This is a genomic window from Thioclava sp. 'Guangxiensis' (genome assembly GCF_045348365.1).
Lineage (GTDB): Bacteria > Pseudomonadota > Alphaproteobacteria > Rhodobacterales > Rhodobacteraceae > Thioclava > Thioclava kandeliae.
Map to the genome: position 1 here is coordinate 442930 of NZ_CP155824.1, position 26388 is coordinate 469317.

Consider the following 26388-nt stretch of genomic DNA (forward strand, 5'->3'; position numbering starts at 1 on the left):
ACCCTCGCGGGAGGATGGCCTCGGGGAAAAAGGACCTCAGGCGAGGGTCGCTTGCGTCATATCCAGATCGCCTGCCGCGGTCATCCGCACGCCTTTGAGCGCGGCCGAAGTGGCGATCATCATGTTGGAGTTGTAGAGCACCAGATTGGGCATCTTCTCCGCGACCATCGGCAGCACTTCGTCGCTGATGATCTTGGCGCGCTTGTCCATATCGGTCTCGGACACTTGCTTGAGCAGGACCGCATCCAGCTCGGGCTCGTTTACGCCCGTGACCAGACCGATCTTGGAGTAGTATTGCAGCATGATCTGGATATTCGGCTCGGGGCTGTCGGGCGCCCAGCCACCGTCGATCATGTTGCCGGCATTGACGTTGTAATATTTATCATTCCATGCGGCGACTTCCATCACGGTCAGCGTGACGGGGAAGCCCTGCGCCTGCAACATCGCGGCAATCGCCTCGGAGACTTCCTTGCTCTTGGGGTAGAAGCCGGTGGAGGTGATATATTCGATCGGCGGCAGGCCCTGACCGTTCGGATAGCCCGCCTCGGCCAGCAGCTTCTGGGTCAGCTCGGGGTCGAACTTGCCGTAATCTTCCTGATGGGTATAGCCCAGCTTCATCGGCGGCAGAACGCTATCTGCGGCATAGCCCGCATCTCCCACAAGCGACAGCAGACCCTCGCGGTCGATGGCCGCAGCGGCGGCACGACGCACGCGATAATCATCGAAGGGCGGCTTGTTGCAGCGGAAATGCAGGTAGCGGTTCTCGACCGAGTTCACTTTCTGGGTGGCGACATTGGATTCCGCCGAGAGGCTCGCGAACTGTTCGGGCTCCAGACGTTCGATGATCTCCGCCTCGCCCGACATCAGGGCGAGCATGCGGGCGTTGCCATCGGGCACGTAGCGCACGGTGATCTTCTGGACGTCCTCGTTCAGCGGCCCCCAGTAATCGGCGAAGCGCTCGAAGCTGTGGCCATCGGCAGAGCTGCCGATATAGCGGTAGGCACCGGTGCCGTTCATGCCCGATTGCAGTTTGGCGGGCTCGGCGATGTCGGCGGCGCGCAGGATCGGCGAATATACCTGCAGGAAGAGGAAGGAGTGGGCAGGGAAATCGGGAACCGAGACGGTGAAGGTGTAATCATCCTTAACGGTGACGCCTACGGGTCCCGGATAGAAGGCCCGCGCGATGCCCGGGCGGCTGTAATATTCGAGCGAGGCCTTCACGTCATTGGCGGTCAGCTCGGAGCCGTCGTGGAACTTAACGCCTTTCTTGAGGACGAAATCGACGGTGTGCCCGTCGGTCATGTCATAGCTCTCGACCAGAAGCAGTTCGGGCTTGAGGACATCATCGCCCGGCACCATCGGATAGCGCAGCAGCGAGTCATAGGTCAGGAATTCGCAACGGATATTGGCCTGGGTCGTGTTGCCCGAGGGATCCCAGTTACCGGTGGTGTTTTCGGGGCTGAGCCAGCGCACATGGCCGGGTTCGGCCGCAAATGCCGCGGTGCCCGGAATGGCATAAACCAGCGGCAAGGCCGCGGTGGACTTCAGAAAGGTTCTGCGATTGAGAGCCATAAGATCCGTTCCCTGTTCATGCCGGAGATGGGTGTGCGCGGGTAGATCGGACCGCGGTCGTCTCCGGTTTTTTATGATGTGCTGGATTGTGGCAATTTGCTAATCCACACTCCAGATGCCTTTCATTTCCACATTGATCCACAAAACGGTCAAGAGATTCTCGGGCGTAGTGCGAGAATTGCCAGACCGATTGCCCTGTGTGTTGGAAAATTAGGCGATTGCGAGGCTTCTGTCTAATATTCAATCAAGAAGTTTATTGAATGAGGATGTCTGGCATGAAAAAGGCGCGGAATTCATAACAGAATTCCGCGCCAAATGTGCAAATCGGGATAATTTCAGCCGAGTTCGGCGTAATGGGTCTCGCCGCGAGGGAGTTTGAACGGTGCGGCATGGCTGTCGGTCACCAGATGCTCGACCTCGTCGAGGCGGCAGATTCCCACACGGCTTTCGGTGTTCAGCTTGGCCGAATGGCTCAGCACGATGCAGCTATGCGCGTTGCGGATCATCTTGCGGGCGACCTCAGCTTCATGAAGCTCATAGCTGGTCAATCCGCGAAGCTGGTCGATGGCCACCGGCGAGATGATCGCGAAATCGGCACGGAAGCGGTCGATCTCTGAAAGTGTCAACTCGCCATAGGTGGCGGGCACATCCACATGAGGCGTGCCGCCCAGCAGAAGCGTGTCGCAATTGCGCCCCTTCGTCATTTGCCGCGCTATGTCGAAGGAGTTGGTTATGACCCTATAATCGCCTTTTCTGGCAAGGGTTTGAGCGAATGCGGTGGTCGTGCTGCCGGCGTCGATGAAGCAGGTGGACCCTTGCGGGATCAAAGACGCCGCCAGCTCGCCGATGGCCTGTTTCTGGTCGGTGAATTGCGAGACGCGCGATTCGAAGGCGGGCTCGGGTTCGACCTGTTCCTGGGTGACAGCCCCGCCATGGACCCGTTTCAGAACACCGCTGCGTTCCATTTCCAGAAGGTCGCGCCGCACCGTCTCGCGCGAGACATCGAAGCGGTCCGCCAGAAGATTGGTGGCAACCTTACCCTCCTGCTCAAGCAGTTGCAGGATTTTCGAGTGTCTTTCATGGGACCACATTTGGCATCTCCTTACTTAACCGACTCATAAGGGCGTTTGCCGCAGGAAGTCCACAAATTGCATGTGGCAGGAGCGTCTTCTGGCGGCGTTCTCACCTAAATTGCATCACTGCAGCCCATAAAGCAGTGTCTGGCACAGTATAAACTGCCTGTAATTTTAGCAGATGAGGAAAATCACCATTTTTTCCAAGTCTGTTCTTGCGATTCCACAAATAATCCTAAAAACTCCACATGAACGCAACGAAAGACACTTACCATGACCTCCTCGCCCGAACTCTCCTTTGCCGCCTCTGTCGCAGATGCCGTGCGCGAGCAGGCGCTGCATTACTTCCGTAGTGACCTCAAGGTCGATGACAAGGCCGACAGCTCGCCCGTGACCGTCGCCGATCGCGAGATCGAGGCCTTCATGCGCCAAGAGATCGCCAAGCGCTTCCCCGAAGACGGTATCTTCGGTGAAGAACAGGCGGCAACGCAGCTCGATGCCCGCGATATCTGGGTTGTCGATCCGATCGACGGCACCAAATCCTTCGTCTCCGGTCACCCGCTCTTCGGCAACCTGATTGCCCGCCTGCGCGACGGCGCGCCCTATCTGGGCCAGATCGACATGCCGGCCCTCGGTGATCGCTGGCAGGGGCAGAAAGGCCAGCCCAGCACGTTCAACGGCCAGGTCTGTAAGACCAGCGGCTGCACCGATCTGGCCGAGGCGCGTGCCTACACGACCGATCCCGAGCTGTTCTTCGGCGAGACCCGTCCGGTCTACGAGGCGCTGCGCGAGGCGGTCCATCTCCTACGCTTCGGTGGTGATTGCTACAATTACGGCCTGCTTGCCTCGGGCTATTGCGATATGGTTCTCGAGATCGGCCTGCAGCCCTATGATTATCTGCCCACGGTGCAGATCATCGAGGGCGCGGGCGGTGTGATCACCGATTGGAGCGGCGCGCCGCTGGGCCTTACGTCCAAGGGCGATGTGCTGGCTTCGGCCACGCCCGAGCTGCACGCGGCCATGCTCGCGCGCATCGCGGCTTGTCGCCAACCCGCCTGAGGGCGTCCTATGGGGCCTGCCCGTCCCCGTGGCAGGCCCCGCCAAATTCCACCGGCCCCCAGTGGGCCGTTTGCCGACCGCCACAGAGGCCGGTCCGGAGCGTATAAGAAAGGCCAATCTCTATGTGGGATTTCTCCGCCACCAAACTTATCGAGCAGTATAAAAGCGGCGTGCTTTCGCCCGTGGAGGTCATGACGGCGCTTCTGACGCGCATTGATGAGGTCAATCCGAAGATCAACGCGCTCTATGAGGTCGATGCGGCAGGCGCGATGGCACAGGCCGAAGCATCGGAGGCGCGCTGGAAAGCGGGCGCACCGATGGGACCGCTCGACGGCGTGCCCTGCGTGATCAAAGACAGTTTTGCCGTGAAAGGTATGGTCATGCTGCGCGGGTTGAAGGCGCGCCGCGATGTAGCTCCCGACACCAAGGACTGCCCGCCCGTGGCCCGCTTGCGCGAGGCCGGTGCGATCATCTTCGCCAAGGGCACGATGCCCGATATGGGCTTCCTCGGTGCGGGTGTGAATTCTGCAAATGGGGTGACCCGTAACCCATGGGATCTGTCGCTCAATACCGGCGGGTCCTCGGCGGGTCCGGCCGCAGCCGTGGCCGCAGGGCTTGCCCCGATTTCAGTAGGTTCGGATGTCGGCGGTTCGGTCCGTCTTCCCGCGACCCATTGCGGCCTGTTTGCCCTCAAGCCCACGGCTGGTGCGATCCCGCATCTGCCCTATAGCCGTGACCGTGCCGCGGGTCCGATCACCCGCGATGTCAGTGACGCGATCCTGATGATGTCGGTGCTGGGTCTACCCGATGCCGAAGCCTACGAGCCGGGTATGGACATTCCCGCGACGCTGACGCCGGCTGATCTCAAGGGCAAGCGTATCGGCCTTATGCTCTCTATCGGCGATAGCGATGCCCCCGCACCGGAGGTGGGGGCGCTGATCCGCAAGGCGGCGGAGGTCTTCAAAGGGCTGGGCGCCGATGTGACGGAGATGGACAACCCCGTGCCTTTCCCGTTCCTCGAGGCATTGACGAGCTATTTCGCGGTCAAGGCGGCGTCCGAGCGCGCTGGCCTGCCCGAAGACCGTCGCGGCGATATGCTGCCGATCCTGACGCGCTGCTGCGACAAGGGGGATGCGATGAGCGCGCGGGACTTCGCCAAGGCGCTGTCGACAGTGGAAAAGGCCGCGCTCGCGGTCAATCGGGCAACCGATGCCTATGATCTGGTGCTGGCACCCACAATGCCTGTCGCCAATTATCCCGCCGAATTTACATCGGCCGATCCCGAGTTTCCGCATCGGGGCGTTGGCTTCACCGCGCTTTTCAACCAGACGGGCCAGCCTGCGGCGACGGTCGCCTGCGGCTTTGCCGGCACCTCGCCCGTCGGGCTTCAGGTGATCGGGGCGAAAGGCGAGGATGCGGCGATCCTGAGCGCCTGCCTCGCCTATGAGGCAGCCCGCGGTCCGCTCAAGCCGTTTCCGCAAACCGTCGGGGAGTGATCGTGCATGACGCAAGCCAGTCTTACGCAAAACGGCGCCCCCCTGCCTCCCTTGTCAGACAGGGAAATCGCGGGGCTTGCGGCACTGCGTGCCGAACCTGCGGGTGACAGCCTGCCGGCCATTGCCAATCCGATGCATCAGGGGCTCGACGGGCTGACCCGTCCTGCCATCATCGGGGGGCAGGCCGCGCTGGTGAAGAGCTTCTATCAGGGGATCTTCCTGCCGCACGGGTTTGCAGGCGCGGTGGAGGCCACTCGGGCCGCGGCGGCCCTCGGGGTGACGCCGGACCTTCTGGGCGCGGATGATGTCTCGCAGACGATGGGCTTTGTCCGCTTGGGCGAAGACTGGCGTCCAGCGGGTCTGATCGATATGCTCGATCCCGAAATCTTCTCGGCAGTGCTGGCCGCCAAGAAACGGTTCCATGAGGGGGCGACGCTGTCCGGTGCGATCCCGCTGCGCGAGGAGTTCGCGCGGCTTCTTGAGGAGATCCGCCGTCATCCGGTTCTTGTCCCGCCGGTGACCATCCGTATGGGATGGGACCAGATTACCGATTGGGTCGAGCGGATCATTGAAGCCTGCGAAACGCCCATGCAGCCGGGCGCCTGCCATGGGGAGAACGCGCTCTCGAATATCATGATCGGGCCGGAGAAATCGGTGCAGTTGATCGATTTCGACCGGGCGACAATGGGCGATATCTGGCGCGATCTCGGGGCGATGGCGCAGGAGATCTGCGCCGATGACGAGGACCGCGAGGCCTTTATCGCGGCCTATACCGGCGCGCCTGCCACCGCCCCGCAGATGGCGCGGCTGAAGCTTTACGGCATGCTCGATGATGCACTTTGGGCCATGCAGCTGATGCTGGGCGAGGTTTTCCCCGAACGTCAGGGCCCCGAGCTTTACAAATATGCGGCCAACCGGCTGGTCCGGCTGCGCACCCAGATCTCTGCCAATGACATGGCCCGATTGCTGCGGGAGGCCCAAGCATGATCGATATCACTCAGGCGCTTGCCAAGGTTCCCCATTTCGAGGGCCGCGATCTCACGCCCTTCCGCATCAATGGCGGCATCACCAATATCAACTGGCGCGTGCGCGATAACACCTCGGGCGAGATGTTCTTTGTCAAGCAGCACGGTCCGGGCACGAGTGCCTATATCGACCGTCATACCGCGCTGAGTGCGGCCAAGATCGCCGCCGCCAAAGGGGTAGGTCCGCAGGTCATCTATCATGATGATGACGAGGGGCTGGAGGTCCACGAGTTCCTTCAGGGCTTCCGCAGCTGCTCTGTGCTCGATGCGCAGGATGCCGAGATCCGCGCCAAGATCATGACGGCCTATAAGGACATCCATGACGATCTGATGCTCGAGAAGGCCAATACCGGCCTCGAGCAGTTCGAGAGCTTTGCCCGCACCGTGACCCGCGAGAGCACGAATGACTCGCCCCTCCTGCCGCGCGATCTGGAGCAGATGCTCTGGCAGGCGCGCCGCGCGGGCGCTGCGATCAAGGCTTCGGGGATCGATCTCGTGGGCTGCCTCAACGATGCCTATATCTCGAACTACATGCGCAACGAGGCGGGCGAGATCCGTCTGATCGATCTGGAATATGCCGCCGCCAACGATCCCTATTGGGATGTGGCGATGTTCAGCTTCGAGATCTTCTTCGATGATCTGCACGGGATTTCCTCCATTCTCGAGATGTATGAGGGGAAGGTCCGTCCCGAGGCTCTGGCACGCACCTATCTCTATATCGGGATCGCTATCACCCGCTGGGGGCTGTGGGCCGTGCATCAGAGCCTGAACTCCCCCATCGCCTTTGATTTCGCCAAATACTCGCGCACGCTTCTGATGCGCGCACGGCGGCAGATGCTGTCACCCGATTGGGAATGGGCACTGGCGCATGTGTGAGCACCTGCGCTAGAGAGAGCGGATGATGATTGTGACCACCCTGTTGATCGGCCTTGTTGCCACAGCCCTTGCGGATCTGTGGCAATACGGATTCCTGCGCTATTTCGATGGCTCCCGTCCGCATTGGGGCAAGGTGGGCCGCTGGGTCGTGGGCATCGCCCGCGAGGGCCGCGTGATCGATGCGGCTATCGGTAAACGTCCGGCGGTGCGGCACGAGAACGCGCTTGGCTGGGCTTTCCACTATGTGATCGGCATCGCCTATGCGGTGATTTATCTGGCCATTCTGGCGCTGGCTGGTCTGCCCAATTCGGCGCTTGCGGGGGCGATTTACGGTATCCTTACACTGGCGGCACCGCTTCTGTTCATGAAGCCCGCAATGGGTGGAGGGATCTGCGGGCGCAATGCGCCCGACCCTTGGGCGAGTTTCGCAAAGACCCTCTCGGCGCATCTGTCCTTCGGCCTGTGCCTATGGATTGCCACTGCCGTGCTGGGCTGAGCTTTGCCGCGTTCAAGGCTTGATGAAGACATCTGCAGGCGCGAAGGCACGGAATCGCTCCTGCGCTATGCCTGCGGCATCCATATGCTGCGCCAATAGGGTGACGGGCTCCTCACGGGGCTCGTCGGTGAGCTGGAAAGTCCCCCAGTGGATGCCCAGACCATGGGCCGTGCCCACATCCTGAAAGATCCGCACAGCCTCTTCGGGGCCCACATGCTGTTCCGCCATGAACCAGCGCGGCGCATAGGCTCCGATCGGGATCAGCGCGATGTCGGGGGCGCCGTGATCGGTATGGATCTGGCGGAAGATTGCCCCGTCGCCATAGCCCGTATCTCCGGCAAACCAGATTCGGCCCGCTGCCGTCTCGATCCAGAACCCGCACCAGAGCGCCATACGCCGGTCGCCCAGACCACGGGCCGACCAGTGATGGGCGGGGGTCAGGATGATGCGGCATTCCGGCGTTGCCTCTATCCTGTCATGCCAGTCGCCACTGCGCAGGCGTGCGCGCGGCACCACAGGCGCAAGTGTTGCATCGGTCCCCAGAGGCAGGATGAAAAGAGGTTGATGGACCGCCTCGATACGGCGCAGCGTGGCAATATCGAGATGGTCGTAATGGTTATGGCTGATCAGGACGATGTCGATCTCCGGCAGATCCTCGAAACGGATGCCGGGCTGGATGACGCGTTTGGGGCCGGCAAAGCGCACCGGGCTCGCACGATGCGACCAGACCGGATCGGTGAGGATATTGAGGCCTGCGATCTGGATCAGGGTCGAGGAGTGGCCGACCATGGTGATCCGCGCCTGATTGCTGCGCGCGGGAGGCTGCACCGGGGTGACAGGCACATGGGCTGGCCATTGTGCGCGCTGGCCGTTGCGCTTCCATCGAAGGATCTCGCGCAGGCTCCGGTCGGTGCGCAGGCCCGCGGAGTGGAAGCGCAGCCCGTCGAAATGGGCGGAGGTCGGGCCATTGTAATACCGGTTGCGGGGCATGGACGGTCCTTCCACTCGAACATCTCGGATCAAGCCGATGCTCGGTGCCCGCGCGCCAAAACGCAAGGGCGCGGGTGGGGATTTCCCTCAGATCGGCTCAATTACGGGTGAGCGTAGCGTTGACGGGGCCATAGACGCGGCGCAGAACGCCCAGAGCCACAAAGCCCAAAGCCCCCGCCAGCAGCGCTCCACCCGCGATATGCAGAGACAGGTTGAACCCCGATTGCAGATCGCTGACATGGTGCAGCACCAGCTGCACCGTTGCGGGGCCGAGGATCTGCCCGATCGCATAGGCCGCCGTCAACAGTCCGATCAGTTGGGAGACGCGGTTGGGATAGAGGCGCTGTGCCACATCCATCGCGAAGAAATTGATTGCCGTGAAGGGCAGGCCCGCCAGAAGCGCGCCCACCGCCAGCCCCGTCGCATCGGGGCGGAATGTGGTCCACATCACGCCCGCGCTCTGCATCAGGTAGCACAGGATCAGGATGTTCTGTGGCGGCAGCCTGTCATGCAGGCGTGTAGCCAGGAACGAGCCGAGGGCTGCGGCAAAACCGAAGAGCGGCCAGAAGAAATCGACAAGCGCCGATCCGGGCAGTTCGATCCGGGCGATCAGCGGTAGATAGGTGGCGGTGATGATATAGCCAAAGCCTGCAAGCCCGTAGGCCAACACGAAGAGCGCAAGCCTTGCACGGCTGGCCTGCGGGCGCGGCGCGGTAGCCTGTGCGGCGGGCTGTGCACGGGCCGAGGCGGGTGTGCACAGGGCCTCGCGCGCGGGCGTGGCGACAGACCATACAAACCCCGCCATCAGACAGCCGATCAGTGCGAAGCTGACCCAGAGGCTCTGCCAGTCGAGATCGGCTGCGATCATCGCCATACAGATCAGCCCCGAGATCCCGATGCCGAGCCCCACGCCGGTGAACATCGCACTGCCGAGTTTCGCATGCTGCAGATGGGCAAGCGACAGGAAGCACCAGCGCGCCGTCTGCACCATGGTTACCGCGCTGATCACCCCTGCCGCAAAGCGCAGGGCGATCCATAATGTGGGGGAGGGGATGATCATGGCCAGCGATGCCAGCACGGTCGCCAGCAGCCCCAGCCGCAGGATACGCGCGCTGGACTGGCGGGAGGGGATGGCCATACATCCCAACGCTCCCACGAGATAGCCCAGATAATTGGCGGAGGCGAGGGTGCTGCCCAGCTTCAGATCAAGCGCGTTCTGCGCGATCATCACCGGCAGGATCGCGGTAAAAGCAAAGCGCCCGATCCCCATGGCCAGTGCCAGCGACATGGCCGCGGCGCAGACGATCAGGATAGGTGAGGGGAGTGCGGATCTGGGCGGGGAGGGCTGGGTCATGGCGGGTGTCTCCGGCGCGAGCGGTGGGGATAAGCGGTCCTGCTGCCCGCCTTCATTGCAATAGTTCTCCACACATTTCCACGCATATACAGATCAATTCAGGAAAATTAGGTGTGAATATTCAGATATGCCTCGAAAAAGGGCAAATATCTCGTCTTTTTCCAACTATTATCACACAAGCTGGACATGCGGCGCGCGCCTGTCGCGAGCTGCTCACTCAGGTGGATCACTCCAGAGATGTCCATTCGGGTGGGTCAGGGCCCGCATCATGACCTCGACCACCCTTGCCAGCAGAACAGAGGGGGTTTTCGGGCCGCTGCACAGGTAGATCTTGGAGCGGAACCTGTCTCCGATGGCGATCGGGCGGTAGCGCAGCCCGTCGAGGGACAACTGCATCGAACTGCGCGGGACCAGTGCAATCCCGAGGCCACGATTGACGAAATGCAGGATCGAATGGGTCTGGCTCAACTCGAAGCGGATCCTCGGGCTGATCCCTTCATTGGCGAAGAGCGCATCCTGTATCTTGCGCAGCGCGCCACCGCGCTCGGAGGAATAGGCGATGAAATCGGTACTATCCAGATCGAACAGCGTGATCTCGTCACGCGTCAGAAGGCGGTGTCCTGCAGGCAGGGCAAGGACAAAAGGTTCGCTGACGGCGAGCTGCGCATTCAGTTCGCCGCGACGCCCGGGGCTTCGGGTCAGCCCCAGATCGAGCTGGCCGCTGATCAGTGCCTCGACGATCTCGTAACTCATCATCTCGGCGGGCCGGAACCGCACATCGGGCATCTCGCGGGTGAGCGCCGCGGCGATGTCGGGCACGAATCCCACCCCCGCCGAAGGCACAAAGCCCATCGTTACCGCGCCCAACTCGCCCCGCTCGGCCTGTCGCGCCGAGAGCAGCGCGAACTCGGCGCGCTGCAGGATCTCGGTGGCGCTGACCAGAAGATTGGCACCAGCAGGGGTCAGCATCACCTGCCGTTTGCTGCGGTCGAACAGCGTCACCCCCATCGCATGTTCCAAAAGCCGGATCTGGCGCGACAAAGGCGGCTGGGTCATGTTCAGCCGCTCCGCCGCTCGCCGGAAATTCAGCTCCTCCGCCACCGCCACGAAGCAGCGCAGCTGGAAGAATTAGAATTTTTCCGAGGCCATTGTTCCCTCCATGAATTCGATACAAAAAATGTATCACGTCGATCCATTCTTGGAAGGTAAAATCTCCGCGACGCTGGTAGTCTTGCGGGTAGCGCCGTATCGCCCGACGGAGATTACCGTCGCGCGGGCCCATGCCGACAGAGGGAGGAAACTGTCGGCGAGGGTTGGTCCGGCGCGTTAGAGGAGGAAAAACATGTCTTTGAAAACATTCGCTGCCAAGCTGGTGATCGGCTTGGCGGGCAGCTTTGCCCTGTCTTCGGCCACCTACGCGGAAGGCTATCCGTCCAAACCCGTCCAAGTCATCGTGCCGGTCGGCGCGGGCGGCGATACCGATCTCAATGCGCGGCTCTTCAGCCGGTATATGGAGAAGGAGCTGGGTCAGTCCTTCGTTATCGTCAATGTGAAGGGCGCAGGCGGCACGATCGGCATGAAACGCGTGCGCGATGCCGATCCGGATGGCCAGACGGTTCTGTTTTACCACAATGAATCGATGATCCCCGAGCTGATGGGCATGTCCGACATCACGCTCTCGGATTTCGAGATGGCGGGGATCGGTGTGCTGGACAATACGACAGTTCTGGCCGTCAGTAACGACGCGCCCTACAAAAGTCTTGCCGATTTCTCCACCTATGCCAAAGCCCATCCGGGCGAGGTCGAATTCGCGATCCTGACGGGCGGTTATCCGCATCTGGTGGGGCTTGCGCTGGAAGAGGCGATGGGGATCAAGCTGAATATGGTCGATGTTGGCGGCAACTCGGCAAAGATGGTCGCGCTCAAGGGCAAGAAGACCGATATGATCAACATCCAGTATGGTCTTGCGCGCGATTATTTTGCCTCGGGTGATTTCGTGAGCCTCGGCCTGCTCTCGCCCGAGCGCAATCCGCTGATCCCCGATGTGGTCACCACCGCGGAGGAGGGTTATCCGCTCGCCTTCAACAAGTTCTTCTTCTACGCGATGCCCGAAGGCACGCCCGAGGAGACCGTCGAGATCTTCTCTGCCGCGATGAAACGTGTCGTGGAAAACCCAGACTACCAGGCCGAGGCGGAAAAGATCTTCGTGACGCCCACATGGATGAGCCCCGCAGACAGCGCGGCCTATGCCGCAGGCCAGCGCGAGATCTACGCGAAATACGCTGACCTTCTCAAGCAGGGCAACTGAGCGCCCCCGATAGCCCCACCGGCCGGAGCCTCTGCGTCCGGCCGGTGCCTGCTGTGACATAGCCGCGAGCGCATGTTCACGGATCGGGAGAGATCCACCATGTTCCGTTACCATAACGCGCTGACAGGCGGCGCTATGATCCTGCTCGGGATCGGCCTGTATCTTTCGAGCCTCGATATCATGGAATTCGGTCGCTCCGCCGTGGGCGCTGACTTCATGCCCAAGCTCTGTGCGGTGCTTCTCGTGGCCTTGGGCGCGCTTTTGCTGCTGGGCGATGTCCGCAGGCCGAAAGCAGCGCCATTCCGCCCCCGCCCGATTGAGGGCGATGCGCCTACCCCCAAAGAGGACCGCCCGCTCATCGGTGGCGGCCTTGCGGTGATCGTGTCGCTGGTGCTGATGCTGGCCTATGTCGCGGCGCTGCCGGTGCTTGGCTATATCCTGTGCTCGGCCCTCTATATCTTCGTCCAGATCCTGATCATCTCGCCCTTCCGACGCGCGCGTCTGCCGCTCTATCTGGGGATTTCCGTGGCGGTGGCTGCGGGCAGCTATGCGCTGTTCGTGCTTGTCTTTCAGGTCACCATCCCCGCCGGATTGCTCGGCTGAGCCGAAAGGAACCCAACGATGATACTTACCGGTATTCTTTCCGTCCTGACGTTGAAAACCCTTCTGATGATCCTTGGCGGCACGATCGTCGGCATTATCGTGGGCTCCGTTCCGGGGCTGACGGTGACGATGGGCGTGGCGCTGTTCTTGCCGATCACCTTCGGAATGAGCCCCGTCGAGGGGCTGTCCCTGCTCATGGCGCTCTATATCGGCGGCACCTCGGGGGGGCTGATCTCGGCGATCCTGCTCAAGATCCCCGGCACGCCCGCCTCGATCGCCACCACTTTCGACGGGGCGCCGATGGCGGCGCGCGGCGAGGCGGGGCGGGCGCTCGGCATCGGGATCGTGTTCTCCTTCATCGGGGGCATGCTGAGCCTTGTGGTGCTCTTTACCCTCTCGCCCTTCCTTGCGGATGTGGCGCTGCAATTCGGGCCTTTCGAGTATTTCTCCATCGCGCTCTTCTCGCTCACGCTGGTGGCGGGGCTGTCGGGCAATTCGCTCCTGCGTGGCACGATTGCCGCCGTGCTCGGGGTCTCGGTCGCGCTGGTGGGCATGGCGCCGATCACCGGTTTCCCGCGCCTGACCTTCGGGATCAGCGAGCTGGATGCGGGGATCTCGCTCCTGCCGGCGCTGATCGGGCTGTTCGCGATCTCGCAGGTGCTCGATTATGCCGAGGGCGATACCGATGGCGCGGTCAGTGCCGAGGATCTCAAACGCCATCCGATCAGGGGTTTCGGGCTGTCGCTGCAGGAAACATTGGGCCAGACATGGAACGCGCTGCGTTCCTCGGCCATCGGGGTGGCCATTGGCATCCTGCCGGGTCTGGGCGCCGCCGTCTGCAATATCATCGCCTATGGTGCGGCGCGGAAAGCTTCGAAAACGCCCGAGAAATTCGGCACCGGCATTATCGACGGCATCGTGGCCTCGGAAAGCTCGAACAATGCCTCGACGGGCGGGGCGATGGTGCCGCTGATGACGCTGGGCATACCGGGCGACAATACCACCGCGATCCTTCTGGCGGGGTTCATGATCCATGGCATTACCCCCGGACCGCTTCTGTTCGATAATGATGCGGTGCTGGTCTATGGCATCTTCACCGCGCTGGTGGTGGCCAATGTGGCGATGCTGGGGGCGCTGTTCTTCGGGCTGCCCTTCTTCGTGAAGGTGCTGGCGGTGCCGCGCAATATCCTGTTGCCGGTGATCGTCTCGCTCTGTGTGATCGGCGCCTATGAGATCAACAACCGCATGTTCGATGTCTGGACCATGCTGGCCTTCGGTCTGGTGGGCTATGCGATGAAAAAGGCGCGGCTACCCACGACCCCGTTGCTTCTGGGCTTCATTCTGGCCCCGATCATCGAGACCAACCTGCGTCGTGGCCTGCAGAAAAGCCAGGACAGTTTCCTGCCCTTCCTCACCGAGCCGATCTCGGGCACGATCCTTGTTATGACGCTTATCGTGGTGATCTACACGCTCTGGGCACAGCTGGGTCTGCGCCGACACAAGCGTGCGCAGGCGGCAGCCGAGGCGCGCCGCCGCGAGGCGTGAGTGCCTGGGCGTGTCCGCATCCATGCGCTGGATGCGGGCGGGCTTTCCGACCATCCCCTTTTACTTCACAGACGGAACAGCCGCTATGAAACCCAGAATATTGCAGACCGGTGCGCTGTCGCCGGGTCTTGATGCCCGACTGGCCGAAGAGTTCGATGTGCTCAGACTATGGGAATGCGATACACCGCTTGCCGCGCTTGCGGAGTCCGGCGCTCCGGTTCGCGGGATCGCGACCTCGGCGCCGGTGGGCGTCCCCGATGACCTACTGGCGGCTTTGCCCGATCTGGAGGTGATCTCGTGCCGCGGGGTCGGGCTTGACCGGATCGATCTTGCCAGCTGCCGTGCACGCGGCATTCAGGTGGCGGGCACCTTCGGTGTGCTCAGCGATTGCGTGGCCGATCTGGCCCTCGGGCTGATGATCGACGCCGCGCGCCGGATCAGCGAGGCGGAGCGCTTCGTGCGGGCCGGACGCTGGAGCCGCGAGAAATTCCCGCTCGCCACGCGGATCAGCGGACAGCGGCTGGGGATCGTGGGGCTCGGGCAGATCGGGCAGGCGGTGGCCCGCCGCGCGGCCGCATTCGACATGGAGATCCGCTATACCGGACGGATGGAGAAGATCGGCCAACCATGGGCTTATGAGGACTCTCTGGTCGAGTTGGCGGCATGGGCGGATATGCTGGTGCTTACGGTCTCGGGCGGGGCTTCGACCGAAGGGATGGTCTCGGCCGAGGTGCTCGAGGCGCTGGGGCCGCGGGGGTATCTGATCAATGTGGCGCGCGGTTCGGTGGTGGACGAGGCGGCCCTTCTCGGGGCGCTGGCCGGAGGCGGGATCGCGGGAGCGGCGCTCGATGTTTTCGCCGACGAGCCGCATGTGCCCGAGGCATTCCTTGCGCTCGAGAATGTGGTGCTCCTGCCGCATATCGGGTCAGGCACCAAAGAGACACGGCGTGATATGGAGGCGCTGGTGCTGCGCAATTTGCAGAGCTACTTCCGCACAGGCGCGGTAGTGACCCCCGCCCCGGATCTGGGGGCAGGGCGCGTCCCGCAGAGCCTGCCGGTCTAGCCATCTGACAAGGGGATCATGGGGGCCGAGGGCTGCCATGTGGATTGGTCCATCGCGAAAGCCGGCTCTCGGCAGAGCCCGTCTCTGACCGATGATGCCATCCAAATGCTGAACGAGGATAATTCCTTAGCGGTTTCATAGGCGTCCCGCCGAGGGCGGGATTAACGGCAAGGAGGCCCTTGGCGTTGCGCTGGGGCTGGGGCTGGCCCATAGCGCAGCACAGACCCCGAACACCGGCAGGGGCGGCAGGTCGGGTCCGATGGCGACCGAAGGCACTGCGCTGCCGACCGGCACGGGGCTGTCCATGCTGGTGGATTTCCACCTGCATGACGCCTCGCTGACCGGGCGTGTCGCGCTGCTCACCCCTGTGCGCCCCATCCTCGCACTGCAGACCGGCCACGCCCTCCGGTGCTACTGCGTTTGCAGATCCTTACGCAGGCTGGCCATGTCGCCCGTATCCACTGCAGGCGCGGCATTGCCCCACGAGTTGCGGATATAATCCAGCACGGCGGCCACCTGGGCATTATCGAGCGTTGCACCGAAGCTGGGCATCACGGGGCCTGTAGGCGCCGCAGCCGTCGCCCCCGCCTGCGACCCCGCGAGCACGACACGACCCAGACTGGTCGGATCATCGGCCATCACCAGAGGCGCGCCTGAAAGCTTCGGGTAGAGCCCCGCCACACCTTCGCCATCCGCCGCATGGCAGGCCGAGCACCGGTCACCATAGATCGCGGCCCCCGCCTGCATACTGGCGCTTTGCGCATCGAGCGGGTCGGGCGCTTTGGCAGAGGCGGGCGCGTCCACCTCGCCTTCCTTGAGATAGGCCGCCACCGAGGCAAGATCGCTATCGCTCCATTTCGACGAAGACAGCGCCACTTCCTCGGCCATCGGTCCCGACGCGGTATCATAGGCGTTATGGCCGGTCTTGAGATAGGCAATGATCTCGTCTTCCGACCATCCGCCCACGCCCAGACGCGGATCGGCAGTGATATCGGGCGCATGCCAGTTCTCGAGCGTCGCGCCGGTCAGGAAATCATCGCCCGTCTTCTCGCCGCCCGTCAGATTGCGCGGGCTGTGGCAGGCGGCACAATGGCCCGGGCCCATGACGATATAGCGCCCCCTGTTCCACTCCTCAGATTTGTCGGGGTTTGTCTCGTAGGTCGCATCGGTCTGGTTGACGAGGTTCCAGCCATATAGCGCCACCCGCATATTGAGCGGGAAGGGCAGCTGGTTCTCCTCGACCTCGTTATGGACCGCAGGCACCGTCTGCAGATAATCGTAGATCGCATCGACATCGGCATCGGTCATATTGGCGTAATCGGTATAGGGCATGGCCGGATAGAGGAGATGTCCGTCGGCGGCCTTGCCCGATTTCACCGCGCGGCGGAACTCTTCCTTGGTCCAGCGCCCGATGCCCGTGGCCTGATCGGGGGTGATGTTCGAGCCCACAAGCGTTCCGAAGGGCGTCTCGAGCGGCACACCTCCTGCGAATTCTCCCGCATCTCCCGTATGGCAGGCGGCGCAATCGGCAGTGATCGCCAGTTTGCGACCTTTCTCGACGGCGTTGAAATCCTGCGCGTGGGCGGCGGTGCCTGCCAGAAGCGCGGCGATCAGAACGGGTTTCATCAGCGCGCTCCTCATGCCTGCACCAGCGGTTGATGGGGGGCTTTCAGATAGTCGCGGGTGATGGCCCATGCGGCTTTCACCGCCAGCGCGCCTACCGTGCCCGTGGGGTTGTAGCCCGGGTTTTGCGGGAAGGCATTGGCGCCGACCACGAAGAGATTGGGCACCTGCCAGCTCTGGAGGTATTTGTTGGTCCCCGAGGTCTCGGGATCGGCCCCCATCACGAAGCCACCCACCACATGCGAGGACTGGTAGGGCACGGTGTTCCAATGGCCCGTCATCGCGTTACGCTCGATCGAGCGCGGGTTCATCGCGCGCCCGATCTCCTCGATCCTGTCGGTGACATATTGCGACATCTTCAGATCGTTCTCGGGGAAGTCGAAAGTGACGCGCAGCAACGGTCTGCCCAGCCGGTCCTTGTAATTGGGATCGAGCGAAAGGTAATTGCCGCGCTGCGCATAGGAGGAACTCTCGCAGCCGATCGACATGGAGCGGTTATAGTTCTCGGTCGTGGCCCGTTTCCATTTGCTGCCCCATTTCGGTGTGCCCTCGGGGACGGGACGCGATCCGATGGGCGGCGCGCCGATCGGCCCCACGCGGGTCGAGCCGCCGCCTACGAAGCCCAAGCCCGAATGGTCGAAATTGTCATTATTCGTCTCGTCGATGGCCATGCCGATGGCGCCGCCGCCGATGAAACTGTTGAATTCCTTGTCGTCGAAAAAGAGCCGCACATTATTGGCGGTCTGGTAGCAGTAGTTGCGCCCTGTCTGGCCTTTGCCCGTGGCCGGATCATAGGGCGTGCCGATCCCCGACAGGAGCATCAGCCGGACGTTCTCGAAGGTGAATGCTGCGGAGACCACGATATCGGCGGGCTGGAACCATTCCTGCCCGTCGGAGTCGACGAAAGTCACGCCAGTGGCTTTGGTGCCGGTGCTATCGGTCTCGATTTTCAGCACTTCCGAGCGGGTGCGGGCGGTGAAGCCCTGTTGGCGCACAAGCGCAGGCAGCACGCAGGTAATGGCCGAGGCTTTGGACAGGTTCGCGCAGCCGTAATTGGTGCAGAAGCCGCAATAAGTGCAGGGGCCCATCTGCATGCCGTAGATATTGGTATAGGCTTCCGAGAGGATAGAGGAGGGCGTGTGGAAAGGCTTGTAACCCAGATCCTCGGCCACCTGCGCGAAGAGCTTGGGCGCATAGGTGGGGATCGTTGGTCCGGTGGGATAATCGCGGGTGCGCGCGCCCTCGAACGGGTTGCCGCCCGCGAGGATCGCGCCATTGATATTGCCGGCCTTGCCCGAGACGCCTGCGATGCGCTCGAAATAGTCATAGGCCGGTTCCATCTCCGACCAGTCCGTGCCCCAGTCCTGTAACGTTAGGTTCGGGTCGACCTCATCGCCATATTTCTCGCTCAGATACGAGGCGAGGCGGAACTCCTCGGGCTGGAAGCGCCATGTGATGCCTGCCCAGTGCAGCCCCGCGCCGCCCGTGCCATTGCCGGGATGGAACGAGCCCCATTTGCGCATCGGCAGCGCCTCCTGCGCACTGTTGTTGCGCGCGGTTACGGTGTTTTGCACAGTCTGCAGCATCAGCTCCTGACGGCGGGCATAGCGCAGCTCGTCGGGCGCGGTATTGATGTTGAAATCCACCCCCGTCTCGATCCACGCGCCGCGTTCGAGCCCCACGACCTCGAGCCCCGCATCCACCATTTCCTTGGCGATAATCGATCCGGCCCAGCCAAGGCCAATGACAACGGCATCCGTATGGGGAAGTCTTTTTGCTGGTCCGGTCATTGGGTCGCCTCCGTTTGCCATGCTGCGCGGCCTGCCATGGAGACCGGCTCTAGGTCGAGTTTCTCGTTGTATTTCATAAGGTAGGGGCGGTAATCATAGCGCGCGCCCGGAAAGCCCAGCATCTTCCAAGAGGCCATATCGCGATTGCCGCCATAAAGCGGATCGGCAAAGAAGCCCTCCATCACATTGTTCAGGATATCGGAGAACAGAGTCTTGGACGGGATCGGGCTGAGGGCGATATCGCCCGTCTCGAGCCCGCTCAGCACCTCGTCCTGCGTCTCTCCGTCCAGATCGGCGAACTCGTTGGAATAGGTCTTGCGGCAATATTCCGAGAGCGAGGCGAGCCCCATCCGGTAGCGCTCGGCCATGGTCCAGGGGAGCTGGTCGCCCTGTTCGGGCGTGCCTTCCTTGAACGGGCCCTGCATATAGAGCTTCTCGCCCGTGCCATAGCTTCCGGCCAGCTGGCCATCGATGAACTCGGCGCAGCCCGCCTCGCGCCCCGAGACCGACAGATCGTCGGCCGGGATCATCCTATCGGCCATCGCGCCAATGGTGCGGGCCTCGGCCTCGTTGAAAAACCGCCATGTGCCGGTCCAACCCTGTTCGGGCGGATTGGCTGCAAAGGGCTGCCACGGTGCGGTCCCATCAAGAACACGCGCATAGGCGCCGGTAGATATCAGGCTGAGGCCCGCGGCGGCGCTGGCAAGCAGCCGTCTGCGGGTCAATAAGGGGGGCTTCAGGCTCATGGGCTCGCTTTCCATTGCTGGCTGCGTGCTTGGCCCGTTCCGAAATGGGAACGTTAACTAAGCAAGCTAATGAAGATCCAGCTATGCCCACATCTCCGTCGCGCAACTCACAGGGGCGTGAGGATAGGAACGGATTTCTTCAAGTTGTTGTTCTCACGTCAGAAAAAATACGTCATTTTGATGTGTGATCTGGTGTTGTTCCGGGTGTCGCACGGATTTCCCCTAGGGAAGGAGTGGCCGCCCCTATGCCCTGTATAAGCGGCGGAGGGACGGGCTCGGTTCTAGCCGCGTTTACCTGAAAACCGGCGGCACGCGCTCGCGGTCGCCGGCCCAGTCGGGCAGGGCCATCCTGAACAGGTGGAAGGGCGGCTCGATCATGTTCTTGCCGTCGGGCCCGCGATTGGCGGCCAGTCGTCCGGTCTGCGGGATCGGAACATAAAGCGCGCGGTCATCGCTGATTACCATCGCATCCGGACCCCAAAGCCGGTCATCCTGTGCCAGAACGCGCAAGGTTCCGTCGGGCGAGAGCACCGTGATCCGGGGGCGGTCCATCTCGGCCATATAGAGATTGCCCTTGCTATCCATCGCGGTGCCCACGAGCGGTGGCGTGTCATAGACAAATTCCACCTGTTTCTCGAGATCCGCCTCGGACAGGGTCTCATCGCGCAGCGCCTTGGTGGGCACACGGTAGAGCGGGCCGCTCAGCGGTTGGTAATAGAGCCATTGCCCGTCCGGGGAGATCTCGATCGGATCGGAATGGACCTGTATCTGCGCGCCCTGCGGATTGGTCAGGATCTGGCCTTTCTCGCCGATGGGCGGGCGCTGGGGATTTGCGGTGACCGAGACATGCCCGTCGAGCCTGCGCAGCGCCTTGCCGGTCTCGAGGTTGACGATCACGATGCCGCCCAGACCGGAATCGGTGAAATAGGCATTTTCCGCATCGAGGCGCAGATCATTGAGCGAGCCGCCCTCCGGCAGGATATCGGGGCCGAGCACGATCTTGCGCAGGAGCTTGCCGGTCTTGGTGTCGAATTGCAGCACCTTGGCGGCGGCCTCATCGACCTTCGGCCCGAAGAACGGTGTCCCCTGATCGACCGCCCAGAGCGTGTCGTCATCGAAAATATGGATCGTGTTGACATTTACCAGCGCCTCGCCGGTGGGCGCGTCGGGGGTCCAGCTGTTCCACGCGCCTCCCGGAAAGGCGCGTAGCGTATCGGTCTGCGGGTCGAGAACCGCGATACCGGGTGTCGCCTCGTAGCCGGGCCAGCGCGGCAGACCGAGAAAGATCGTGCCGTCACTGGTGAGCGCCGCGGCATTGGCGAGCCACGGATAGGTCCCGACCTCGGTCAGGGGCGCACCGGCCTTTGCGCCATAATCGATCGGGGCGGGGCTCACGCTCTGGGCGATGGTCTGGGTTGGTAGGAAGGACGCCATGAGCAGGCTCATGATCGTGAGCGGACGGGTCCAGTGTGAGAGCGGATTTTGCATCGGGTTCCTCCTGAAAATGACATGGCCCGATCGCCGTGTAGGGGCATGATCTGGCGTGGCCTGTCGGGGGGACCCGTAAAAATGCTTCTTGCGCAAGGGGATGGTCCCCCGCGCGATAAAGATGGTTTGTCCGGCGCTTACGTCGGATGCCGAAATCTGAAAGCGAAACAGGGTCCTCCCCGAACCTGTTCCTGCACCCCCTCCCAAGGGCACAACGTGAAGCTGTATCCTGCATCGCCCTTTGTCAACGCAAAAACGCGCCCCGTTCGGGGGCGCGCGTCTGGGCATCTTATAGGGAGGTCAGGCGGACAGCATGGCCTCGGCTTCGATCTCCACGCGGTAGGGCCCGATGAGTCTGGCGACCTGCAACAGGGTGTTGGCGGGAGGGTGTTGGGCAAAGAAGCGGCCATGGGCGCGCGAGACCGCCTCGCAATCTTCCGCATCGGTCAGATAGATGCGCGTGCGCACTACATGTTCGGGACCTGCGCCATGCGCGCGCAGCGCCGCGACGATCTTGTCGAGGATATAGGTCGTCTGTGCGCCCGCATTGTCGGGCGCGATCGCATGATCGGCGCCATGCGTGGCCGTAGTGCCCGACACCAGAATACGCTCGCCGATCCTCACCGCGCGGCAATAGCCCGCGATAGGCTCCCATCTGGACCCCGAGAAGACCCGCGCACGGTCGGGCAGAATAGGGTCGGGCAGCGCCGGATGGAGGGGGGCGATGGAATTGAGATGATGGGAAAGATCGCCGGACGCAGTCAGGAACGGCGGCTTACGGTATTCGTCGCCGCAATCGCCCGGCACCATCTTCATCCGCGCAAACACCGCTTCGAGGCGGGCGCGATCTTCGTCATCGAGGGCAAAGCCGAAGATCTGCAGGTTATCCGCGCGATGCTCGGCCTCTGTAATGCGGGCGCCGATGATGGTCGCGGCAACCGAAGGCGTTTCCAGCACCCAGGCAGAGGCGACATTCGAAAGAGAGACCCCGTGTTTGCGCCCGATCTCGTGGGCCGCCGCCAGAAGGTCCTGAAATGTCGGCCATCCTCCCGCCGCATCGATGAAACGCTTGTATTTCATCCGGCTCCAGTCGGTGATCTCGGTGGGTTCGGGCTGGCCCAGCCATTTCTCCGAGATAAACCCGCCGCAAAGCGTGCCATAGGCCAGAAGCTTCACATCATAGCGGGCGCAAAGATCGGTCAGTGCCCCTGCCGCACGGCGGTCGACGAGCGAGAAACTCACCTGATTGGAGACGATCTCGATCCCCTCGGCCAGCGCCAGCTCCAGATGGGTCGCATCGAAATTGGTCACACCGATCGCGCCGATCAGCCCCTCCTGCCGCAGCGCCTCGATCTCGCGCAGCGCATCGAGCCAGCGCGGGTCCTCGAAGCTCCACCAGTGGAATTGCAGGAGGTCGATACGCGAGGTCCGCATCCGCTCGAGCCGTTCGACAATCCCCGCCCGCACGATCTCGGGCGTCATCGGGCCCGGTTCGGGGCACCATTTGGTGAAGGCACGCACGCCGCCCATGCCGGCCCGATTGGTCAATTCGCCCGTGATGATCTCGGCGCTACCATAATGGTCGGCCATATCGAATGTGTCGAACCCCGCTTTGGCATAGGCCTCAAGCTGGTGGGCCGCCAGCACCGGGTCAAGCGTCGTGCCGTCCTTTTCCAGATCGGCCACCTGCCATAAGCCGCAGACAAGCCGCGCAATATTCAATCCCGGCGCCAGATCGATGCGTGGCAGGGGGGTGGAGAAAGAGCTGTCAGGCATTGGTTTTGGATCCTTTGGAGTGAGTGCCTTTGGAGAGCGAGGCTTTGGAAAACAGGGCAGGACGACGCGCGCGCAAAGTCCCCGCCTCGCCCAGGAGCCCGCGCGGACGCAGCAGGAGCACGGCACAGAGCGCCACCCCGATCATGACGATCTGCAGCGAGGCGGCGCGGGCCTGCGCCTCGGGCGGAAACAGCGCACTGACCGCTGATCCCGAGAGCGCCCAGATCGCCCAGACGAGCACTGCGCCCAGAATGGCGCCGCGCATATTGCCGGAGCCACCTACGATGAGCATGGTCCAGACCTGGAAGGTCAGGATGGGCAGATAGTTGTCAGGCGCGATGAAGCCGATGAAATGGGCCTGTGCCGCACCGCCTAGCCCCATGAAGAAGCCGCCGATGGCAAAGGCCTGCAGGCGGTAGGTCACGGGGTCCTTGCCGAGCGCACGCGCGGCGGTCTCGTCCTCGCGCAGCGCCCGCAGCACGCGGCCCCAGGGCGAGCGCACCAGATGCTCGAGCACCAGATAGCTCAGAAGCACCGTCGCTAGCATTACGCCAAGATTGGCCAGTGTGAAAAGGTTGGCGTGACTTTGCAGGATGCTGAAGGGACGGGGGATGAAGCCGATGCCGAAGGGCCCGCCGGTGACCCCCTCCAGATTGAGAAGCGCCAGCTGGATGACAACGGCGGCACCGAATGTGGCAATCGCCAGATAGTCGGCCCGCAGACGCAGTGTCAGCGCTCCGAGGAGGAAGCATAAAACACCCGCTGCCAGCCCGCCGCCCAGCCAGCCGATCAGGATCGGCAGGCCGAAGCCGCCGAGCCGTCCGTCGATGGCGGGGGTGGTCAGCAGCGCCGAGACATAAGCACCCACGGCCACAAAGCCCGCGATCCCCACGTTGAACAGCCCCGTCTGCCCCCATTGCAGGTTCAGCCCCAGACAGATGACGGCATAGGTCAGCGCCATGGTCAGGAAGAAGGCGGCGTATATCAGAAGATCCATCAGGCCATTGCCTTTCCGAAAATACCCTGCGGGCGCAGGAGAAGCACCGCAACAAGGATGACAAAGGAGACCGCCGCCCGCCATTCGGCACCGATGATCTGCACGGTGAAGGCCTCGGCCAGCCCGACGATGAGGCCTGCCAGCATGGCGCCTGGCACAGAGCCTATCCCGCCCAGAATGGCGGCGGCAAAGAGCGGCAGCAGCAGGTCATGGCCCATGGTGGGCCGGATCTGCACGACGACCCCCGACATGATCCCCCCGATGGCGGCAAGCCCCGCACCGAGGATCCAGACCATGCGGATGACCCCGCGCGCATCAATGCCGACAAGAGCGGCCAGCTGCGGATTTTCCGACACGGCGCGCATGGCGCGCCCTGCGGCGCTGCGCGTGAGCACCAGGTGCACCGCGATCACCAGCACAACGCCCAGCCCCACCACAAGCATCTGGTCGGGCGTGGCCCTGAGGCCCGGCAGGATCTCGCGGCTGATCTGCAGCGCATTGGTGAAATATTGCGGGCTCGAGGTATAGGCGAATTCGATGAGGTTGCGCAGGGCGAGCGCCGCACCGAAAGAGGCCATGACCAGAATGATCGTGGCCGCTCCCGAGCGCCGGAGCCGCTCGAACAGCAGCCAGTCGGTGGCCAATGTCAGCGCGGCGGTGGCGAGGATCGATCCGGCCATGGCAATAGGCACCGACCAGCCGAAGCTGAACGGCCCGATAGGCGTGCCGAGTGCGGGCAGCATCGCGCCAAGCGCCGCGCTGATGGTGAGCGCCAGATAGGCACCCCAGCTGAGGAGTTCGCCATGGGCGAAATTGGCAAAGCGCAGGATGGAATAGGTGAGTGTGACGCCGATCGCGCCAAGGCCGATGATTGCCCCGTTCACGAGGCCGTCCATGACAGGTTGCAATATCATAGCGCGCCCTCCCTCGCGGGGGCGGCGGCATGGCCACCCAGATAAAGATCGGCCACCACCGGATCATTGGCCAAGATGGCCGATGGCGCATCATGGGCCACACGACCCTCGACCAGAATGACCCCGCGGCTGGCAATTCCCAGCCCCGCGCGGACATTCTGCTCGACCAGAAGGATGGTGATGCCGGTCTGGTTGATCGCGCGCAGGCGGTCGAACACATCCGCCACCATCAGGGGCGAGAGCCCTGCCGAGGGCTCGTCGAGGATCAGCACCTGCGGGTCCACGATCATCGCGCGCGCCACGGCCAGCATCTGGCGTTGCCCGCCCGAGAGGCTACCCGCGCGGGTGGCGGGGCGACGGGCCAGATCGGGGAAGGTCTCCATCATCGCGGCCATCCGTTCCGCCCGCTCTGCCTTTGGAAGGATCTGCGCGGCAAGCTGCAGGTTCTCGCGTATGCTCATCTGGGCGAAGATGTTCTCGGTCTGCGGCACGAAGGCCAGCCCGTGGCGCAACCGCAGATGGGCGGGCAGTCTGGAGATCTCCTCGCCGTAGAGCTTGATCGCGCCCTCATGGACGGGCACCAGCCCCGCGATGGTCTTGACCAGCGTCGATTTTCCCGCCCCGTTGGGGCCAAGCAGCACCACGAACTCGCCTTCGCCCACAACCAGATCCACGCCTTTGAGGATCGGCAGATCGGGCTGGTAGCCGGCGTGCAGGCCACGGATACGCAACACATCTTTCATGCGGCATCTCCCAGATAGGCGCGGATGACCTGTGGCTCGCGGATCACCGCGTCGGGGGCGCCCTGTGCCAGCTCGGCACCCTGCGCCATCACCACTACGCGCGAGCATAGCCGCGCCACCATATCCATATTGTGCTCGATCAGCAGGATCGAGACGCCCTGCGCATTCAGCACGACGATCCGGCCCATGATCTCCTCGAGAAGGCTCGGGTTCACTCCGGCGGCGGGCTCGTCGAGCAGGATCACCTTGGGATCGGCCATCAACAGGCGCGCGAGTTCCAGCAGCTTGCGCTGCCCGCCCGAAAGCACCCGCGCGGGCTGATCCACCAGATGGCCCAGCAGCAGGAACTCGATGATCTGGCGGGCTTTCTCCAGCGCGCGGGTCTCGTCACGGCGCGCGGCCCCCAGCCGGAAGGCCGCCCCCCAGACGCTTTCGCCACTCTGTCTTTGCGCCCCGCACAGAACATTTTCCAGCACCGTCATCTCGGGGAAAGGGCGCGGGATCTGGAAGCTGCGGCCCAGGCCGCGGCCCAGCCGCTTCTCGGCCCCTTCGCGGGTTACGTCATGTCCCGCAAGCTCGATCCGCCCCGAAGAGGGCGGCAGCGCGCCCGCCAGCATATTGAACATCGTGGTCTTTCCGGCCCCGTTAGGGCCGATCAGGCCGAGCAACTCGCCGGGATGGAGCGACAGGGACATATTGTCCACGGCGCGCACCCCCTGAAAGCTCCGGCTGAGACCATGGGCGGCAAGCACCGCCTCTCGGGTCTGGTCCATTCCCTCTTCCCTGTTGCTGCCGGAATCGCCGCGCATTTAGGCAGGGGTTCCGGTTTCATTGTATCTTTGATCAAAGAT

Annotated in this window: 23 protein-coding genes; 9 read left to right on the forward strand and 14 right to left on the reverse strand. The window is 62.9% G+C overall.

The genetic code is table 11. The annotated features are described in order from the left end of the window. Positions 1 to 36: 36 nt before the first annotated feature. Together ABEB22_RS19350 and ABEB22_RS19355 are read right to left on the reverse strand one after the other, a co-directional pair. Positions 37 to 1572 carry an ABC transporter substrate-binding protein gene (locus ABEB22_RS19350; protein ID WP_339115511.1) on the reverse strand — a complete coding sequence of 512 codons (1536 nt, stop codon included), beginning with the start codon at positions 1570 to 1572 and terminating at the stop codon, positions 37 to 39. Between the two features lie 335 nt (positions 1573 to 1907). Beyond that, on the reverse strand, positions 1908 to 2663 hold the full coding sequence (locus tag ABEB22_RS19355; RefSeq protein ID WP_339115512.1) for a DeoR/GlpR family DNA-binding transcription regulator: 756 nt from the start codon (positions 2661 to 2663) through the stop codon (positions 1908 to 1910). Between the two features lie 255 nt (positions 2664 to 2918). Between ABEB22_RS19355 and ABEB22_RS19360 the strand changes: the two genes are divergently transcribed. The 5 genes from ABEB22_RS19360 to ABEB22_RS19380 all read left to right on the forward strand — a co-directional run bounded on the left by ABEB22_RS19360 (position 2919) and on the right by ABEB22_RS19380 (position 7597). Then, entirely contained in the window at positions 2919 to 3704 is a 786-nt protein-coding gene (locus tag ABEB22_RS19360) for an inositol monophosphatase family protein (RefSeq protein WP_339115513.1), read from the forward strand. Between the two features lie 122 nt (positions 3705 to 3826). After that, positions 3827 to 5200: an amidase family protein gene (locus ABEB22_RS19365; RefSeq protein ID WP_349295006.1), complete on the forward strand. Its 1374-nt coding sequence runs from the start codon at positions 3827 to 3829 to the stop codon at positions 5198 to 5200. A gap of 6 nt (positions 5201 to 5206) precedes the next feature. Next, positions 5207 to 6187, forward strand: a complete 981-nt coding sequence (locus tag ABEB22_RS19370; RefSeq protein WP_406871199.1) for a phosphotransferase family protein — start codon at positions 5207 to 5209, stop codon at positions 6185 to 6187. After that, complete coding sequence (locus ABEB22_RS19375) at positions 6184 to 7101, forward strand: choline/ethanolamine kinase family protein (protein WP_349295008.1); 918 nt, start codon at positions 6184 to 6186, stop codon at positions 7099 to 7101. The genes ABEB22_RS19370 and ABEB22_RS19375 overlap by 4 nt, the downstream gene beginning before the upstream one ends. Before the next feature lie 22 nt (positions 7102 to 7123). Next, the gene (locus ABEB22_RS19380; protein ID WP_339115517.1) at positions 7124 to 7597 is read left to right on the forward strand and encodes a DUF2938 family protein; all 474 of its coding nucleotides are present in this window, start codon (positions 7124 to 7126) and stop codon (positions 7595 to 7597) included. Positions 7598 to 7609: 12 nt separating this feature from the next. On the opposite strand, the gene ABEB22_RS19385 is transcribed toward ABEB22_RS19380, so the two are convergent. From ABEB22_RS19385 to ABEB22_RS19395, 3 genes are all read right to left on the reverse strand, one after another. Next, positions 7610 to 8587 carry an MBL fold metallo-hydrolase gene (locus tag ABEB22_RS19385; protein WP_349295009.1) on the reverse strand — a complete coding sequence of 326 codons (978 nt, stop codon included), beginning with the start codon at positions 8585 to 8587 and terminating at the stop codon, positions 7610 to 7612. 97 nt (positions 8588 to 8684) lie between these two features. Further along, positions 8685 to 9941 carry a YbfB/YjiJ family MFS transporter gene (locus tag ABEB22_RS19390; RefSeq protein WP_339115519.1) on the reverse strand — a complete coding sequence of 419 codons (1257 nt, stop codon included), beginning with the start codon at positions 9939 to 9941 and terminating at the stop codon, positions 8685 to 8687. A 213-nt stretch (positions 9942 to 10154) separates the two neighbouring features. Further along, positions 10155 to 11060, reverse strand: a complete 906-nt coding sequence (locus tag ABEB22_RS19395) for a LysR substrate-binding domain-containing protein (RefSeq protein ID WP_349295307.1) — start codon at positions 11058 to 11060, stop codon at positions 10155 to 10157. Between the two features lie 223 nt (positions 11061 to 11283). Here ABEB22_RS19395 and ABEB22_RS19400 point away from each other — a divergent pair, with 223 nt between their 5' ends. From ABEB22_RS19400 to ABEB22_RS19415, 4 genes are all read left to right on the forward strand, one after another. Next, complete coding sequence (locus ABEB22_RS19400) at positions 11284 to 12249, forward strand: tripartite tricarboxylate transporter substrate binding protein (RefSeq protein ID WP_349295010.1); 966 nt, start codon at positions 11284 to 11286, stop codon at positions 12247 to 12249. A gap of 99 nt (positions 12250 to 12348) precedes the next feature. Next, complete coding sequence (locus tag ABEB22_RS19405) at positions 12349 to 12852, forward strand: tripartite tricarboxylate transporter TctB family protein (protein ID WP_339115521.1); 504 nt, start codon at positions 12349 to 12351, stop codon at positions 12850 to 12852. An 18-nt stretch (positions 12853 to 12870) separates the two neighbouring features. After that, positions 12871 to 14397, forward strand: a complete 1527-nt coding sequence (locus ABEB22_RS19410) for a tripartite tricarboxylate transporter permease (protein WP_349295011.1) — start codon at positions 12871 to 12873, stop codon at positions 14395 to 14397. An 85-nt stretch (positions 14398 to 14482) separates the two neighbouring features. Next, a complete protein-coding gene (locus ABEB22_RS19415) occupies positions 14483 to 15460 on the forward strand; it encodes a 2-hydroxyacid dehydrogenase (protein ID WP_349295012.1) in 978 nt (325 codons plus the stop codon). A 411-nt stretch (positions 15461 to 15871) separates the two neighbouring features. Here the strand turns inward: ABEB22_RS19415 and ABEB22_RS19420 are convergent, their stop codons facing one another. From ABEB22_RS19420 to ABEB22_RS19460, 9 genes are all read right to left on the reverse strand, one after another. Next, entirely contained in the window at positions 15872 to 17086 is a 1215-nt protein-coding gene (locus ABEB22_RS19420) for a cytochrome c (protein ID WP_349295013.1), read from the reverse strand. Between the two features lie 11 nt (positions 17087 to 17097). Further along, positions 17098 to 18873: a GMC family oxidoreductase gene (locus ABEB22_RS19425; RefSeq protein WP_349295014.1), complete on the reverse strand. Its 1776-nt coding sequence runs from the start codon at positions 18871 to 18873 to the stop codon at positions 17098 to 17100. Further along, positions 18870 to 19619: a gluconate 2-dehydrogenase subunit 3 family protein gene (locus ABEB22_RS19430; RefSeq protein WP_339115526.1), complete on the reverse strand. Its 750-nt coding sequence runs from the start codon at positions 19617 to 19619 to the stop codon at positions 18870 to 18872. The genes ABEB22_RS19425 and ABEB22_RS19430 overlap by 4 nt, the downstream gene beginning before the upstream one ends. A 291-nt stretch (positions 19620 to 19910) precedes the next feature. Next, entirely contained in the window at positions 19911 to 21107 is a 1197-nt protein-coding gene (locus tag ABEB22_RS19435) for an L-dopachrome tautomerase-related protein (RefSeq protein ID WP_349295015.1), read from the reverse strand. 300 nt (positions 21108 to 21407) lie between these two features. Next, the gene (locus tag ABEB22_RS19440) at positions 21408 to 22883 is read right to left on the reverse strand and encodes an aldo/keto reductase (RefSeq protein ID WP_349295016.1); all 1476 of its coding nucleotides are present in this window, start codon (positions 22881 to 22883) and stop codon (positions 21408 to 21410) included. Beyond that, positions 22876 to 23880: a branched-chain amino acid ABC transporter permease gene (locus ABEB22_RS19445; RefSeq protein ID WP_349295017.1), complete on the reverse strand. Its 1005-nt coding sequence runs from the start codon at positions 23878 to 23880 to the stop codon at positions 22876 to 22878. The genes ABEB22_RS19440 and ABEB22_RS19445 overlap by 8 nt, the downstream gene beginning before the upstream one ends. Next, positions 23880 to 24794: a branched-chain amino acid ABC transporter permease gene (locus ABEB22_RS19450; RefSeq protein WP_349295018.1), complete on the reverse strand. Its 915-nt coding sequence runs from the start codon at positions 24792 to 24794 to the stop codon at positions 23880 to 23882. The genes ABEB22_RS19445 and ABEB22_RS19450 overlap by 1 nt, the downstream gene beginning before the upstream one ends. Beyond that, positions 24791 to 25537: an ABC transporter ATP-binding protein gene (locus tag ABEB22_RS19455; RefSeq protein WP_349295019.1), complete on the reverse strand. Its 747-nt coding sequence runs from the start codon at positions 25535 to 25537 to the stop codon at positions 24791 to 24793. Before ABEB22_RS19455 ends, ABEB22_RS19450 begins: the two co-directional genes overlap by 4 nt. Further along, positions 25534 to 26310, reverse strand: coding sequence for an ABC transporter ATP-binding protein (locus ABEB22_RS19460; RefSeq protein WP_349295020.1), 777 nt, complete (start codon positions 26308 to 26310; stop codon positions 25534 to 25536). Before ABEB22_RS19460 ends, ABEB22_RS19455 begins: the two co-directional genes overlap by 4 nt. Positions 26311 to 26388 lie beyond the last annotated feature (78 nt).

Excerpts from the sequence above, each read along its gene's own strand:
- ABEB22_RS19350 (WP_339115511.1), bottom strand. The coding sequence starts at position 1,572 with ATGGCTCTCAATCGCAGAACCTTTCTGAAGTCCACCGCGGCCTTGCCG.
- ABEB22_RS19355 (WP_339115512.1), bottom strand. The coding sequence starts at position 2,663 with ATGTGGTCCCATGAAAGACACTCGAAAATCCTGCAACTGCTTGAGCAG.
- ABEB22_RS19360 (WP_339115513.1), top strand. The coding sequence starts at position 2,919 with ATGACCTCCTCGCCCGAACTCTCCTTTGCCGCCTCTGTCGCAGATGCC.
- ABEB22_RS19365 (WP_349295006.1), top strand. The coding sequence starts at position 3,827 with ATGTGGGATTTCTCCGCCACCAAACTTATCGAGCAGTATAAAAGCGGC.
- ABEB22_RS19370 (WP_406871199.1), top strand. The coding sequence starts at position 5,207 with ATGACGCAAGCCAGTCTTACGCAAAACGGCGCCCCCCTGCCTCCCTTG.
- ABEB22_RS19375 (WP_349295008.1), top strand. The coding sequence starts at position 6,184 with ATGATCGATATCACTCAGGCGCTTGCCAAGGTTCCCCATTTCGAGGGC.
- ABEB22_RS19380 (WP_339115517.1), top strand. The coding sequence starts at position 7,124 with ATGATGATTGTGACCACCCTGTTGATCGGCCTTGTTGCCACAGCCCTT.
- ABEB22_RS19385 (WP_349295009.1), bottom strand. The coding sequence starts at position 8,587 with ATGCCCCGCAACCGGTATTACAATGGCCCGACCTCCGCCCATTTCGAC.
- ABEB22_RS19390 (WP_339115519.1), bottom strand. The coding sequence starts at position 9,941 with ATGACCCAGCCCTCCCCGCCCAGATCCGCACTCCCCTCACCTATCCTG.
- ABEB22_RS19400 (WP_349295010.1), top strand. The coding sequence starts at position 11,284 with ATGTCTTTGAAAACATTCGCTGCCAAGCTGGTGATCGGCTTGGCGGGC.
- ABEB22_RS19405 (WP_339115521.1), top strand. The coding sequence starts at position 12,349 with ATGTTCCGTTACCATAACGCGCTGACAGGCGGCGCTATGATCCTGCTC.
- ABEB22_RS19410 (WP_349295011.1), top strand. The coding sequence starts at position 12,871 with ATGATACTTACCGGTATTCTTTCCGTCCTGACGTTGAAAACCCTTCTG.
- ABEB22_RS19415 (WP_349295012.1), top strand. The coding sequence starts at position 14,483 with ATGAAACCCAGAATATTGCAGACCGGTGCGCTGTCGCCGGGTCTTGAT.
- ABEB22_RS19420 (WP_349295013.1), bottom strand. The coding sequence starts at position 17,086 with ATGAAACCCGTTCTGATCGCCGCGCTTCTGGCAGGCACCGCCGCCCAC.
- ABEB22_RS19425 (WP_349295014.1), bottom strand. The coding sequence starts at position 18,873 with ATGACCGGACCAGCAAAAAGACTTCCCCATACGGATGCCGTTGTCATT.
- ABEB22_RS19430 (WP_339115526.1), bottom strand. The coding sequence starts at position 19,619 with ATGAGCCTGAAGCCCCCCTTATTGACCCGCAGACGGCTGCTTGCCAGC.
- ABEB22_RS19435 (WP_349295015.1), bottom strand. The coding sequence starts at position 21,107 with ATGCAAAATCCGCTCTCACACTGGACCCGTCCGCTCACGATCATGAGC.
- ABEB22_RS19440 (WP_349295016.1), bottom strand. The coding sequence starts at position 22,883 with ATGCCTGACAGCTCTTTCTCCACCCCCCTGCCACGCATCGATCTGGCG.
- ABEB22_RS19445 (WP_349295017.1), bottom strand. The coding sequence starts at position 23,880 with ATGGATCTTCTGATATACGCCGCCTTCTTCCTGACCATGGCGCTGACC.
- ABEB22_RS19450 (WP_349295018.1), bottom strand. The coding sequence starts at position 24,794 with ATGATATTGCAACCTGTCATGGACGGCCTCGTGAACGGGGCAATCATC.
- ABEB22_RS19455 (WP_349295019.1), bottom strand. The coding sequence starts at position 25,537 with ATGAAAGATGTGTTGCGTATCCGTGGCCTGCACGCCGGCTACCAGCCC.
- ABEB22_RS19460 (WP_349295020.1), bottom strand. The coding sequence starts at position 26,310 with ATGGACCAGACCCGAGAGGCGGTGCTTGCCGCCCATGGTCTCAGCCGG.